At 68.0% G+C, this 13,683-nt stretch carries 11 protein-coding genes; 7 read left to right on the top strand and 4 right to left on the bottom strand.

What is annotated here, in order from left to right; all coding sequences use genetic code 11:
* Positions 1-63: 63 nt before the first annotated feature.
* The 4 genes from FN976_RS01535 to FN976_RS01520 all read right to left on the bottom strand — a co-directional run bounded on the left by FN976_RS01535 (position 64) and on the right by FN976_RS01520 (position 4,658).
* A complete protein-coding gene (locus tag FN976_RS01535; RefSeq protein ID WP_145890288.1) occupies positions 64-420 on the bottom strand; it encodes a hypothetical protein in 357 nt (118 codons plus the stop codon).
* 30 nt (positions 421-450) lie between these two features.
* On the bottom strand, positions 451-2,184 hold the full coding sequence (locus FN976_RS01530; RefSeq protein WP_145890286.1) for an acetate--CoA ligase: 1,734 nt from the start codon (positions 2,182-2,184) through the stop codon (positions 451-453).
* Positions 2,185-2,230: 46 nt separating this feature from the next.
* Positions 2,231-3,643: an FAD-binding oxidoreductase gene (locus tag FN976_RS01525; protein WP_145890283.1), complete on the bottom strand. Its 1,413-nt coding sequence runs from the start codon at positions 3,641-3,643 to the stop codon at positions 2,231-2,233.
* 91 nt (positions 3,644-3,734) lie between these two features.
* Positions 3,735-4,658, bottom strand: a complete 924-nt coding sequence (locus FN976_RS01520; RefSeq protein WP_186510714.1) for a LysR substrate-binding domain-containing protein — start codon at positions 4,656-4,658, stop codon at positions 3,735-3,737.
* A 41-nt stretch (positions 4,659-4,699) separates the two neighbouring features.
* Between FN976_RS01520 and FN976_RS01515 the strand changes: the two genes are divergently transcribed.
* The 7 genes from FN976_RS01515 to FN976_RS01485 all read left to right on the top strand — a co-directional run bounded on the left by FN976_RS01515 (position 4,700) and on the right by FN976_RS01485 (position 13,583).
* On the top strand, positions 4,700-5,623 hold the full coding sequence (locus FN976_RS01515; protein ID WP_145890279.1) for an alpha/beta fold hydrolase: 924 nt from the start codon (positions 4,700-4,702) through the stop codon (positions 5,621-5,623).
* A 187-nt stretch (positions 5,624-5,810) separates the two neighbouring features.
* Complete coding sequence (locus FN976_RS01510) at positions 5,811-6,692, top strand: DUF2927 domain-containing protein (RefSeq protein WP_222432756.1); 882 nt, start codon at positions 5,811-5,813, stop codon at positions 6,690-6,692.
* 78 nt (positions 6,693-6,770) lie between these two features.
* Positions 6,771-7,875 (top strand): peptide chain release factor 2 gene (gene prfB, locus FN976_RS01505; RefSeq protein ID WP_145890275.1). Its coding sequence is split into 2 segments (ribosomal slippage): positions 6,771-6,851 and positions 6,853-7,875, totalling 1,104 coding nucleotides; the frame shifts between segments, so codons are not numbered across the junction.
* A gap of 94 nt (positions 7,876-7,969) precedes the next feature.
* Complete coding sequence (locus FN976_RS01500) at positions 7,970-8,632, top strand: HAD family hydrolase (RefSeq protein WP_349291325.1); 663 nt, start codon at positions 7,970-7,972, stop codon at positions 8,630-8,632.
* Entirely contained in the window at positions 8,625-11,279 is a 2,655-nt protein-coding gene (gene pepN / locus FN976_RS01495; RefSeq protein WP_145890273.1) for an aminopeptidase N, read from the top strand. Before FN976_RS01500 ends, pepN begins: the two co-directional genes overlap by 8 nt.
* 7 nt (positions 11,280-11,286) lie before the next feature.
* Positions 11,287-12,558, top strand: coding sequence for a 6-phosphofructokinase (locus FN976_RS01490; protein ID WP_145890271.1), 1,272 nt, complete (start codon positions 11,287-11,289; stop codon positions 12,556-12,558).
* Between the two features lie 17 nt (positions 12,559-12,575).
* Complete coding sequence (locus tag FN976_RS01485) at positions 12,576-13,583, top strand: class 1 fructose-bisphosphatase (protein ID WP_145890269.1); 1,008 nt, start codon at positions 12,576-12,578, stop codon at positions 13,581-13,583.
* Positions 13,584-13,683 lie beyond the last annotated feature (100 nt).

Here is a 13,683-nt window from a genome sequence, read left to right as displayed (position 1 = left end):
CGAGCCCGAGGGCTCGGCCAATCCAATGCCGCGCGCACGCGCGGCGTCAAGCGAGGGAAAGGCTCAGGAGATCGGAGGTTTGTGGTCGAGCAGCGGATGCGCGCTGACAAAGTGTCGCGCCGGCGCCGGCGCGGGCCGCAAGTGTTCGCACGCAGCATCCAGCGCGAAGGCGGGCGCCGTGGCCATGGCGGCGCACAGCTGGCACGAGAGGCAGGTGACGATGACGTCGCCGGCCTTGTCGCCCGGCTGGGGCGCCTGGTGGCCTGCCGCTGCGAGCATCGGGCAGTCGGCCGGCATGGACGCGGCCTGGGCCTCCGGCGAGGCCAGCCCGGCCAGCGCCATGCCGTTCAGCATGCCCTCGGCCGCCCACATGCGCAGGGGCAACAGGGCGAGCATGAGGACGATGACGAGGCGGCGCACCCAGGGATGATACCGGGGGCGCCCGGAAGTTCAACGCGCGGCGCTCCGCGCCCTTTCCTCTTCCTGCAGCCGCAGCACCCGCCGCTGCACCTTGCCCGTGGTCGTCATCGGCAAGGCCTCGATGAACTCGATCTCTTTCGGGTATTCGTAGGGCGCCAGCTTGCCCTTCACGTGCAGCTGCAATTCGGCGATGAGTTCCGCGTCGTACTGCGCGCCGCCCGGGGCGGCACCGGCCCGGGCCTCGGCCGCCTGCGGCGCCAGCACCACGTACGCCTTCACCAGGGCGCCCCGCTCCGCGTCGGGCTTGGGGACCACGGCGGCGTTGATCACGGCCGGATGCTTCACCAGGCAGTTCTCGATCTCGCTGGGGCCGATGCGGTAGCCGGCAGCCTTGAAGACGTCGTCGGCGCGGCCCTGGTACCAGAGGTAGCCGTCGGCATCGCGCGTCGCCAGGTCGCCGGTGCGGCACCAGTCGCCGGTGAACTTGCGCTCGGTCGCTCCTGGGTTCTTCCAATAGCCCAGGAAGAAGATCGGGTCGGGGTTGCCATGGACGTCGTAGCGGTTCACGGCGACGTCGCCCGGCACGCCGTCGGCGCATTCCTTGCCCTCGTCGTCGATCACCGCGACCCGGTGCCCGGGGTACGGCCGGCCCATGCTGCCCGGCCGCGCCGGCCAGTGGCGCGCGCAGTTCCCCACCACGTAGTTGATTTCCGTCTGGCCGAACATCTCGTTGACGGTCACGCCGAGCTGGCGCCGGCAATAGGCGAACACGGCGTCGCCGACGGCCTCGCCCGCGCTCATCATTCCCTGCAGCTTCAGCGAGAACTGGCGGCGCGGCTCTGGGTAGGCCTTCATCATGGCCTTCAGCGCGGTGGGGAACAGGAAGGTGTGCGTCACCCCCTGGTCCTGCATCAGGTTGAAGGCCAGCTCGGGGCTGAAGCGCCCGTTGTACGCCACGATGGGCCGGCCGAAATACAGCGACGGCAGCAAGGCGTCCATCAGGCCGCCCGTCCAGGCCCAGTCGGCCGGCGACCAGAACACGGCATCCGACTTGTCGTTCCTGCGGCCGTCGAAACCGAACCAGTTCTGGCTGCAGACGAAGCCCGGCAGGTTGCCGATCATCGCGCGATGCGGGATCAGCGCGCCCTTGGGCGGGCCGGTCGTGCCGCTGGTGTAGATGAGGATCGCGCCCTCGTCCGCCCGCGTGGCCACCGCGGCGAATTCGGTCGCCAGGCTGGCGCGCTCGGCTTCCCAGCCGACGTCCGCCGAGGCCGCGGCGCCGGCCACACCCACCACCGTGCGCAGCAGCGGGCATTGCGCGCGCGCCTGCAGCAGGTTGGCGATGGAGCTCTCGTCGCTGATCGCCACCACCGCTTCGCTGTCCTGCAGGCGGTACTCCAGCGCCTCCGGCCCGAACAGCATCGACAGCGGCATGGCCACCGCGCCCATCTGCAGCACCGCCATGTACGCGATGGCCGTCTCGAAGCGCTGCGGCATGACGATGGCGACGCGGTCGCCCCGCTGCACGCCCAGCCGCAGGAGCAGATGGCTCATGACGTTGGCTTCGCGCTGCAGCTGGGCGAACGTCAGCGTGGCCTCCGCGCCGGTGGCCCCGTGCGCGCGGATGGCGACGCGGGTCTTGGCGTCCGCCTGGCGCGCCCACCGGGCGCTGCACACCTCGGCGATGTTGAATTGGGCCGGCACCTGCCAGCGGAAGCCGGCGTGCAAGGACGCATAGGCGTCGGTTCTGGGGTGCTTTTCCATCCGGCTTTTCTTGTGGGGACTCAGCCCCCAGTTTACGGGTGCGCCGTTAGGGCGCATCCACATGCACCACTTTGCCCGGATTGAGGATGTTGCGCGGGTCCAGCGCCAGCTTGATCCGGCGCATCACTTCCACGGCGCCGGCCCCCAGTTCTTCCTCGAGGTAGCCCATCTTGTGCAGGCCCACGCCGTGCTCGCCGGAGCAGGTGCCGTCGTGCCCGGCGGCGCGCCGCGCCAGCCGCTGGCTGACCCCTTCGGCGGCGGCCGCTTCCTCGCGGCTGGCCGGGTCCAGCAGCAGCAGGCAGTGAAAGTGGCCGTCACCCACGTGGCCGAAGACGGGGGCCATCAGTCCCGAGGCGCGGATGTCGGCCAGCGTCTCGTCCAGGCACTGTGCCAGCCGCGAGATCGGCACGCAGGCGTCCGTGGTGAGCGAGCGGCTGCCCGGGCGCAGTTGCAATGCGGCGAAGTAGGCGTGATGGCGCGGCGTCCACAGGCGCGTGCGCTCCTCGGGCCGCGTCGCCCACTGGAAATCACCGCCGCCATGTTCCAAGGCGATGTCCTGCAGCACCTGGCCCTGCTCCATCACCTGGTTCCGCGAGCCGCAGAATTCGAGGAACAGCGTTGGCGCTTCCGGCAGCGTGGTGTGGCTGTGGGCGTTGAGCGCGCGGATGGTCAGCGCGTCCAGCAATTCGGCGCGCGCCAATGGCACGCCCATTTGCCGCGCGGCGATCACCACCTGCACGGCGCTCGCCACGTCCGGGAAGTGGGCGACGGCCGCCGCCACGGCCTCGGGCTGCGGATGCAGCCGCACCGTGACTTCCGTGATGATGCCCAGCGTGCCCTCGGAGCCCGCGAACAGCTGCGTCAGGCAGTAGCCCGCCGAGGTCTTGCGGGCGCGCCGCGCGGTGCGGATCACTTCGCCGCCGGCCGTGACCACCGTGAGCGCCACGAGGTTGTCGCGCATCGTGCCGTACCGCACGGTGTTGGTGCCGGAGGCGGCCGTGGCCGCCATGCCGCCCAACGTGGCATCGGCCCCCGGATCCACCGAAAAGAAGAAGCCGCTGTGGGCGAGCGCCGCGTTCAATCCGTTGCGCGTCACGCCCGCCTGCACGGTGGCTGTGAGGTCGTCGGCGTCGATGGCAAGCACCTGATTCATGCGCGACAGGTCGAGGCAGACGCCGCCCTGCACGGCCAGCAGATGGCCTTCGATCGATGAGCCCGCGCCGAAGGCGATGACCGGCGTGTCGAACGAGGCGCAGCAGGCCACGATGCGCGCGACTTCCTCGGTGCTCGATGCGAAGGCGACAGCGTCCGGTGGCTGCGGCACCAGCGACGATTCGTCGGTGCCGTGCTGCAGGCAGACGGCCGCGTTGGTGGTCAAGCGGTCGCCCAGGAATTCGCCCAGGGCGGCCAGCAATCCCGGCGGCGGCGCCCGCCGCTTCGCCTTCGTGTTCGCGTCCATGCAGTCTGCCTCCTCGTTGAAACGGAACGCAGTCTAGGCAGCGGTGGCGGCGGGGGGAAATACGGATTTCGTCTGGCGCCATCGCCAGGCGCTATGGCAAGGTCGAGCCTGGCCACGCACCGGCAGCAATCCGTTCACGCACAACGTCGCCGAGCACCTGGGCGACCGCCTCCATGGCCGCGGAGCCCTCCGCATCGCGCGCGACGGCCAGCCAGGCGCGCCGCTTCAGGCGCGGCGACAGGGGCTGCGCCACCAGGGTGCCCGCCTGCAGGTCGTCCGCGACCGCGCCCCAGGGCATGACGCTGTGCGCGATGCCGTCGCGCATCGCCTGCCGCATGATGCTCATCGAGTTCGCGACCACTCGCGGACGCGGCAGCTCCTGGCCCTGCGCCCGCACCACCTGCTCCACCAGGCCGCGCACCCCTTGGCCGGCGCCCGGCAGCGTGAGCGGCAGGCGCGCGAGCGCCGCGACGCGCACCGAGCGTCCGCGCGGCGCGGCGCCCGCGCGGGAGATCAGGTAGAGCTCTTCCTCCAGCAACGGCACCGCCTGCGCCAGCGCGGCATCCTCGTCCCCCACCAGCACCGCCAAGTCGAGGCGGCCGCTGTCCAGGCCGGCCAGCAGGTTGCCGCTGATCTCGTCGAACAGTTCGAGCCGGATGCGCGGATGGCGCCCGGCCAGCGCGGCCAGCAGCGGCATGGCGTACTGCGCAGCCGTGCTCTGGGGCAAGCCGATGGCGACGTCGCCCGCCGGCTCGCCGGCACTGGCGTCCAGGGCGGCAGGCACCTGGGCCAACTGCTTCAGGATCCGTTGCGCGTGGCGGTAGAACTCGCGCCCATGGTCCGTCAGCACGACGCCGCTGGACCGCCGCAGAAGCAGTGCGTGCCCCAGTTCGGCCTCCAGCTGCGCCAGCTGCTGGCTCAGCGCGGGTTGCGCGATGTGGAGGGCCCGCGAAGCACGCGACACGCTGCCGAGGTCGGCGATGCTGACGAAGTAGCGCAGTTGCCGGAATTCCATTGCCGCTCGCAGTCTTCCGCTCATCCGTATGATTCGGACGAATGTACCAAGAGCGTCGAGCCTCCCGCAGCGAATTCGTCCCCATTCGCACCCTCCGCTATCACGTGCGCGTCTGGGGCGATCCCGCACCCGGCAAGGTGCCGCTGGTGATGGTGCACGGCTGGATGGACGTCGCGGCCTCCTACCAGTTCGTGGTGGATGCGTTCGAGAAGGACCACTACGTGATCGCGCCGGACTGGCGCGGCTACGGGCTCACCGAGGAACCGGCGACGGACAACTACTGGTTCCCGGACTACCTGGCCGACCTCGACTTCGTGCTCGACCACTATTCGCCGACTGCACCGGTCGACCTGGTGGGCCACAGCATGGGCGGCAACATCGCGATGCTCTACGCGGGCGCGCGGCCGGCACGCATCCGCCGGCTGGTGAACCTGGAAGGCTTCGGCATGGCCGCGACCCGTCCGGAACAGGCGCCGCGCCGCTACGCCAAATGGATGGACGAACTCAAGTCCTACCACCGGGGCGAGCTGGACCTGAAAGGCTATGCCGATGCTGCAGGCGTCGCTCAACGCCTCATGAAGACCAACCGCCGGCTCAGCCAGGACAAGGCGGACTGGCTGGCCCGCCATTGGGCGAAGCCCGATGCCGGCGGCACCTGGCGCATCCTCGGCCACGCCGCGCACAAGATCATCAACGCCAACCTGTACCAGGTGCCGGAAACGCTGGAACTCTACAAGTCGATCACCGCTCCCACGCTGGCCGTGGAGGCCAGCGACGACAGCCTGTCGCAGTGGTGGCAAGGGAAATACACCCTGGCCGAGTACCACGAACGTTTGAAGGCCGTGTCCGACGTCCGTGTAGGACGGATTGAAGACGCCGGGCACATGCTGCATCACGACCAACCTCAGCAGTTGGCCGGGCTCATTGAAGCCTTCCTCAATGAGAGCGCGGCAACCGGGCGTTAGAACTGTTTCTGAAGCCCCGAAATCCGTGAATTTTTCTTGCTGACCCGGCGTCCCTGCCTTGTAGGACGTAACAGCACTTGCCGTAGGAGGCGTCCTACCGCAAGATGCGTCCCATCTGACGAGGGGCGTACTCATGTGGAAGTCGGGTTTGTTGGCGGTGTTGGCGGCGTTTTCGTTCAGCCCGGCGATGGCTGGACCGGCCGGCCCGGACGAGTTCGAGCAGGGCGTGGGCACCATGTGGGAAGTGCTCTGGCACCAGAGCGGCACGCCGACGCGCCTGGTCCGCTGGGAGCAGGAAATCCGCGTCCGCATCCACGGCGTCCACCTCCAGCAGCACAAGGCGCACACGCTGCAGGCCGTGCTGGACGTGGCTGCTGAAGCCGGCGTCAAGGTGACGGACGTGAGCGACCGGCCCGACGCGGCCCAGACCGCCAACCTCAGCATCGAGATCACGCCCGACAACATGCTGGAAGCCAACCAGCCCTGCGTGACCTTCCTGAACTTCATGACGGAGACCCGGATCGAGTCGGCCGCCGTGCAGATGCGCAGCAAGGACGCCTGGCGCTGCGCCTATCACGAAGCCATGCACGTGATGGGCGTGCGCGGCCACCCGGCCGGGAAGACCGTGCTGAGCTACTTCCCCTCCAGGGTCGATGGCCTGATGCCGCTCGACAAGGTGATGCTCCGCGGCTGGTACTCGCCCCGCATGCGCGGCGGCATGACGCCTTTCGAAGTGCTCCCGATCCTGGCCGACGAACTGGTGGCTTCGCTGCCGGACAAGGTGCAGGCCGCGCAATCCAAGGACCGCTTCTTCGCCCGCACCATCGGCGAGATGCAGGCCTTCGCCGACGGCAAGGGCGACGTGCCCTTCATCCTCAAGCGTTCCGGCAAGACCACCGAAGACGGCATCCGTTTCGGCCGGATGGAGATGAGCTACTTCCTGGGCGTGGCCTACATGGAAGGCACGACCGTCGCACAGGATCCGTCCCAGGCTGTGCGCTGGCTGCAGCGTGCCGCCACCATGGGCAGCCGCACGGCCGCCCAGCGTCTCTCCGGCGCTTCGCGCTGACCGTCTTTGCGACGGCAGGCCGCCCGCGCGGCGGCATGACAAAATGGCGGATTTCCCGCGAAGGGCGAAGGAATCTCCATGGAAGCAGAACGCATCAACCTGATCGGCAGCCAGCTCTCGGACCTGCAGGCCCGCACCGCAGATCTCCGGGGGTATCTTTGACTTCGATGCCAAAGCGGAACGCCTGAGGACGGTCAACGCCTCGCTGGAAGACCCGAAGGTCTGGAACGACCCGAAGAAGGCCCAGGAACTGGGCAAGGAACAGAAGCAGCTCGGTGCCGTAGTGACGCTGCTCGAGACGTTGACGCGCGACCTCGCCGACAACCTCGAGCTGTATGCGATGAGCAAGGAGGAAGGCGACGAAGCCGGCCTGCTCACCATCGAAGCCGAAAGCGCGAAGCTGGCGAAGCACGTGGAGGAACTGGAGTTCCGCCGCATGTTCGACAACCCGGCCGATCCGCTGAACGCCTTCCTGGACATCCAGGCCGGCGCCGGCGGCACGGAAGCGTGTGACTGGGCCAGCATGCTGCTGCGCCAGTACCTCAAGTACGCGGAGCGCAAGGGCTTCAAGACCACGGTGGAAGACGAGACGCCCGGCGACACGGCGGGCATCAAGAGCGCCACCATCAAGCTGGAAGGTGAGTACGCCTACGGGCTGCTGCGCACCGAAACGGGCGTGCACCGGCTGGTGCGCAAGTCGCCGTTCGACTCCTCGGGCGGGCGCCACACCAGCTTCGCCAGCGTGTTCGTCTATCCCGAGATCGACGACTCGATCGAGATCGACATCAACCCGGCCGACGTGCGGGTGGACACCTACCGCGCTTCCGGCGCCGGCGGCCAGCACATCAACAAGACCGATTCGGCCGTGCGCCTCACGCACATCCCGACCAACATCGTGGTGCAGTGCCAGGACAGCCGCAGCCAGCACAGCAACCGCGACGTGGCGTGGAAGCGCCTGCGCTCGCGCCTGTACGACCACGAGATGCGCAAGCGCATGGAAGAACAGCAGAAGCTGGAAGACACCAAGACGGACGTCGGCTGGGGCCACCAGATCCGCAGCTATGTGCTGGACAACAGCCGCATCAAGGACCTGCGCACCGGCGTGGAGATCTCGGCCACGCAGAAGGTGCTGGACGGCGACCTCGATGCGTTCATCGAGGCTTCGCTGAAGCAGGGCGTATGAGGACCCCACTTGTCATTGCGGGCTTGACCCGCAATCCATCGGTGCGCTGCACCATGCCGGCATGGATCCCGGGTCAAGCCCGGGATGACAGCCTGTGACCACCACCCTCATCTTCGACATGGACGGCACCATGGTGGACTCCATGCCGTACCACGCGCGCAGCTGGGCGGAATTCACCCGGCGGCACGGCATCGCCATGGAAGTCGACGAGATCCTGCGTCGCACCACCGGCCGCAACGGTGTGGAATGCATCCGCGAGCTGTTCGGCGCACAGACCGAAGAGGCTCGAGCTTTGGAACTCATCGCGGAGAAGGAAGCCGTTTACCGCGAACTCTTCGAGCCGGCGTTCCGCGAGGTCGCCGGCTTCGGCGAATTCGAGGGCCAGGCGCGCAGCCGCGGCCTCAAGATCGCCGTGGCCACCGCCGGCGACCAGCACAACATCGCCTTCGTGCTGCGCCATCTGCGCCTGGCGGTGACGCCGCAGGCCATCGTGGGCGGCGACGAAGGCCTGCCGGGCAAGCCCGAGCCCGACCTCTTCCTGGAAGCCGCGCGCCGCGTCGGCGCCGCTCCGGCCGACTGCATCGTGTTCGAGGATGCGCCTTTCGGCATCGAGGCGGCACGCCGCGCCGGCATGCGCGCGGTGGCGATCTGCAGCAGCCACCCGGCGGAAGAGCTCGCCGGCCCGCACGTGCTGGCCCAGGTGCGCGATTTCCGTGAACTGACCACATCGAATTTTCTGGAGAACCTGGATGCGTGAAGGACAGTCCAAAGTGATTCTGCGCGCCGATTACCAGCCGCCCGCGTACTGGATCGACACGGTCGAACTCGCGTTCGACCTCGACCCGGGCAAGACGCGCGTGCTCAACCGCATGAAGGTGCGGCGCAATCCTGACGTGACGGCGCAGCCGCTGCGGCTGGACGGCGAAGAGCTGAACCTGGCCCGCGTGCTGGTCAACGGCCAGGGCACGTCGTTCAAGCTGGAGGACAGCCAGCTGGTGCTGGAGAACCTGCCGGAGGGCCACGAGCCCTTCGACCTGGAAATCTTCACCACCTGCGCCCCGGCCAAGAACACCAAGCTGATGGGCCTGTACGTGAGCAACGATTCGTTCTTCACGCAGTGCGAAGCCGAAGGTTTCCGGCGCATCACCTACTTCCTGGACCGGCCCGACGTGATGGCCAGCTACACCGTGACCCTGCGCGCCGACAAGGCACGCTATCCGGTGCTGCTGTCCAACGGCAACCTGGTCGAACAGGGCGCGCTGGAAGACGGCCGCCATTTCGCGAAATGGGTGGATCCCTTCCGCAAGCCCAGCTACCTGTTCGCGCTGGTCGCCGGGCAACTGGTCTGCCGCGAGCAGCGCATCGCCGCGCGCAACGGCAAGGAGCACCTGCTGCAGGTCTACGTGCGCCCCGGCGACCTCGACAAGACCGAGCACGCGATGAACTCGCTGATGGCGTCCGTGGCCTGGGACGAGGCGCGCTTCAAGCTGCCGCTGGACCTGGAACGCTTCATGATCGTCGCCACCAGCGACTTCAACATGGGCGCCATGGAGAACAAGGGCCTGAACATCTTCAACACGAAGTACGTCCTGGCGAATCAGGCGACCGCGACCGACACCGACTACTCCAACATCGAGAGCGTCGTCGGCCACGAATACTTCCACAACTGGACGGGCAACCGCGTCACCTGCCGCGACTGGTTCCAGCTCTCGCTGAAGGAAGGCCTCACGGTCTTCCGCGACCAGGAGTTCAGCCAGGACCTGGCCGGCGCCGACTCGGCGCGCGCCGTCAAGCGCATCGAGGACGTGCGCGTGCTGCGCACCGCGCAGTTCCCCGAGGACGCGGGCCCGATGGCCCACCCGGTGCGGCCCGACCAGTACCTGGAGATCAACAACTTCTACACCGTCACGGTGTACGAGAAGGGCGCCGAAGTCGTCCGCATGATGCAGACCCTCGTCGGACGCGAGGGTTTCGCCAAGGGCATGTCGCTGTATTTCGAGCGGCACGACGGCCACGCCGTCACCTGCGACGACTTCGTCCAGGCCATCGCGGATGCCAACCCCGAGTCGCCGCTCGCCCAGAAGCTCGACCAGTTCAAGCGCTGGTACAGCCAGGCCGGCACGCCGCGGCTGAAGGCGGCCGGGCACTTCGACCCGGTGAGCGGCATCTACAGCCTGGCGCTGTCGCAAAGCTGCGCGCCCACGCCCGGCCAGGCGGAGAAGCTGCCCTTCGTCATCCCCATCGCGCTGGGCCTGCTCGACGCGAATGGCAACGAACTGACCACCGGCATGCACGTGCTGACGGACGCCACCGAAACGCTGACGTTCCCGGGCCTCACGGCCGCGCCCGTGCCCTCGCTGCTGCGCGGCTTCAGCGCGCCCGTGGTGCTGGACTACCTGTACACCGACACCGAGCTGCTGACGCTGCTGGCGCACGACGCCGACCCGTTCAACCGCTGGGAGGCCGGGCAGCGCCTGGCGACGCAGCGCGCGCTGGGCCACATCCGCAACGAATCGGTGGCCCCTGCCGACATCCGGCTGGACCACGCCTTCATCGAAGCCATGCGCGTCATCCTGCGCAGCGACAAGCTGGATGCCGCCTTCAAGGAGCTGGTGCTCACGCTGCCCGCCGAAACCTACATCGCCGAGCAGCTCGACGTGGTCGACCCGCAGCGCATCCACGCCGTGCGCGAAGCGATGCGCGAACAGCTGGCGCAGGCCCTGTTCAGCGACTGGGCATGGGCCTTCGAGGCGCACAGCGAGAACGGCGCGTACAGCCCGGACGCGGTGTCCAGCGGCCGGCGCGCGCTGGCTGGCCTGGCGCTCACGCACCTGTGCCTGGCGGCTCGCAGCTCCGGCGACAGCGTGTGGCCGGGCAAGGCGCTGCAACGCTTCAAGGACGCGTCGAACATGACGGACCGCTTCAACGCCCTGGCCGCGCTGGTCACCAGCGGCCACGCGCTGGCGGCGCAGGCCCTGCAGCGCTTCCACGCCATGTTCAAGGACGAGGCGCTGGTGCTCGACAAATGGTTCGCGCTGCAGGCCGGCGCGCCGGACCGTGGCGGCAACATCCTGCCGGTGGTCAAGCAGCTGATGAACCACGCGGACTTCACGCTGCGCAACCCGAACCGCGCGCGCAGCGTCATCTTCAGCTACTGCAGCGGCAACCCGGGCGCGTTCCACCGCGCCGACGCCGCGGGCTACGTGTACTGGAGCGACCGCGTGATCGAACTCGACACGGTGAACCCGCAAGTGGCGGCGCGGCTCGCCCGGGCCCTGGACCGCTGGAAGAAGCTGGCCGAGCCACTGCGTGGCGCTGCGCGCGAAGCCATCGCCCGCGTGGCCGCCAAGCCGGACCTGAGCAACGACGTGCGCGAGGTCGTGAGCCGCGCGCTGGCCGACTGAGCACGCCATGGCCGCCGCGTCCAGGACGAAAAGGAACGCCTTCTACGCGCAGTCGGGCGGCGTCACCGCCGTCATCAATGCCAGCGCCTGCGGTGTCATCGAAACGGCCCGCGCCAACAAGGACCGCATCGGCAAGGTCTACGCCGGGCGCAACGGCATCATCGGCGCGCTGACCGAAGACCTCATCGACACGGGCAAGGAAAGCGCCGCGGCCATCGCGCTGCTGCGCTCCACGCCGTCGGGTGCCTTCGGCTCCTGCCGCTACAAGCTCAAGTCGGTGGAGGCCAACCGGCGCGAGTACGAGCGGCTGATCGCGGTGTTCCAGGCGCACAACATCGGTTTCTTCTTCTACAACGGCGGCGGCGACTCGGCCGACACCTGCTACAAGGTCAGCCAGCTGTCGGAGAGCATGGGTGATCCGATCCAGGCCATTCACGTGCCGAAGACGGTCGACAACGACCTGCCCATCACCGACTGCTGCCCCGGCTTCGGCTCGGTGGCCAAGTACGTCGCGGTGTCGGCGCTCGAAGCGTCGTTCGACGTGCGTTCGATGGCCAAGACCTCGACCAAGGTGTTCGTGCTCGAAGTGATGGGCCGGCATGCCGGGTGGATCGCCGCGGCCGGTGGGCTGATCGAGGACGAGGGCATCCCGGTCGTGGTGCTGTTCCCCGAGATCCCGTTCGACGAGAAGAAGTTTGTTGCTCGGGTCGACACGCTGGTGAAGAAGCACGGTTATTGCACCGTCATCGTCTCCGAAGGCTGCCATCACCCGGACGGCACCTTCCTTGCGGAGCAAGGCACCAAGGACGCCTTCGGCCACGCCCAGTTGGGCGGGGCCGCACCCGTTGTCGCCGGCATCGTCAAGCGGGCGCTCGGCCACAAGTTCCACTGGGCCGTCGCGGACTACCTGCAGCGCGCGGCGCGGCACATCGCATCGAAGACCGACGTCGAGCAGGCCTACAAGGTGGGCGCCGCCGCGGTGAAGCTCGCGCTGCAGGGCCACAACGCGGTGATGCCGACCATCGAGCGCACCAGCGACACCCCCTACAAGTACCGCATCGGCATGGCGCCGCTGGCGAGCGTGGCGAACGTCGAGAAGTTCATGCCGCGCAACTTCATCACGCCCGACGGCTTCGGCATCACCCCGGCTTGCAAGCGTTACCTGCGTCCGCTGATCCAGGGCGAGGACGCGCCGAAATTCAGGAACGGCATGCCGGTCTACGCGACGTTGAAGAACGTCGCGGTGGACAAGAAGCTGCCGGCCTTCGAACTGCGCTGAGCGCACACCAACCACCCATGACCGCCAAGATCTCCCTCACCCGCTACCTCGTCGAAAAGCAGCGCGTCGACAACCTCATCCCTTCCGACCTGCGCCTGCTGCTCGAAGTGGTGGCACGCGCCTGCAAGAGCATCAGCCACGCCGTGAACAAGGGCGCGCTCGGCGGCGTGCTGGGCACGGCGCACAGCGAGAACGTGCAGGGCGAGGTGCAGAAGAAGCTGGACATCATCGCCAACGAGGTGCTGATCGAGGCCAACGAATGGGGCGGCCACCTGGCGGCCATGGCCAGCGAGGAGATGGAGGGCATCTACGTGGTGCCCAACCGCTACCCGCAAGGCGAGTACCTGCTGCTGTTCGATCCGCTGGACGGCTCGTCGAACATCGAGGTCAACGTGAGCATCGGCACCATCTTCAGCGTGCTGAAGAAGCCTGAGGCCGGCAGCCCCGGCGTGAGCGAGCAGGACTTCCTGCAGTGCGGCAGCAAGCAGGTGGCGGCCGGCTACTGCATCTACGGCGCCCAGACCACGCTGGTGCTGACCGTGGGCGACGGCGTGGCCATGTTCACGCTCGACCGCGAGCAAGGCTCCTTCATCCTGACGGAGGAGGATGTGCGCATCCCCGACGACACGAAGGAATTCGCCATCAACATGAGCAACATGCGGCACTGGGCGCCGCCCGTGAAGCGCTACATCGACGAATGCCTGGCCGGCAAGGAAGGCCCGCGCGGCAAGGACTTCAACATGCGCTGGGTGGCCAGCATGGTGGCCGACGTGCATCGCATCCTCACGCGCGGCGGCATCTTCCTGTACCCCTGGGACCAGCGGGAGCCCGACAAGCCGGGCAAGCTGCGCCTGATGTACGAGGCCAACCCCATGGGCTGGCTCATCGAACAGGCCGGCGGCGTGGCCACCAACGGCCGGGAACGCATCCTCGACATCCAGCCGGCGCGGCTGCACGAGCGGGTGAGCGTGATCCTGGGGTCGAAGAACGAGGTGGAGCGGGTGACGGGGTATCACGCCACCTGAGCGTCGCCTCCTTCAACCTTGACTCCGGCTCGACCTCAGAACAAGAAGCGGAAAAGAAGGTACAGCAGCACGGAGAGGATCACGGAGACGGCAATGGATC

Origin of the sequence: Caenimonas sedimenti (assembly GCF_007833165.1) — a bacterium.
GTDB lineage: Bacteria > Pseudomonadota > Gammaproteobacteria > Burkholderiales > Burkholderiaceae_C > Ramlibacter > Ramlibacter sedimenti.
This window is presented reverse-complemented; position numbering and strand designations above follow the sequence as displayed.

What these genes read in the sequence shown, in the direction of transcription:
- FN976_RS01530 (WP_145890286.1), bottom strand. Translation starts at nt 2,184, where the DNA reads ATGGAAAAGCACCCCAGAACCGACGCCTATGCGTCCTTGCACGCCGGC.
- FN976_RS01525 (WP_145890283.1), bottom strand. Translation starts at nt 3,643, where the DNA reads ATGGACGCGAACACGAAGGCGAAGCGGCGGGCGCCGCCGCCGGGATTG.
- FN976_RS01520 (WP_186510714.1), bottom strand. Translation starts at nt 4,658, where the DNA reads ATGGAATTCCGGCAACTGCGCTACTTCGTCAGCATCGCCGACCTCGGC.
- FN976_RS01515 (WP_145890279.1), top strand. Translation starts at nt 4,700, where the DNA reads ATGTACCAAGAGCGTCGAGCCTCCCGCAGCGAATTCGTCCCCATTCGC.
- FN976_RS01510 (WP_222432756.1), top strand. Translation starts at nt 5,811, where the DNA reads ATGGCTGGACCGGCCGGCCCGGACGAGTTCGAGCAGGGCGTGGGCACC.
- pepN (WP_145890273.1), top strand. Translation starts at nt 8,625, where the DNA reads ATGCGTGAAGGACAGTCCAAAGTGATTCTGCGCGCCGATTACCAGCCG.
- FN976_RS01490 (WP_145890271.1), top strand. Translation starts at nt 11,287, where the DNA reads ATGGCCGCCGCGTCCAGGACGAAAAGGAACGCCTTCTACGCGCAGTCG.
- FN976_RS01485 (WP_145890269.1), top strand. Translation starts at nt 12,576, where the DNA reads ATGACCGCCAAGATCTCCCTCACCCGCTACCTCGTCGAAAAGCAGCGC.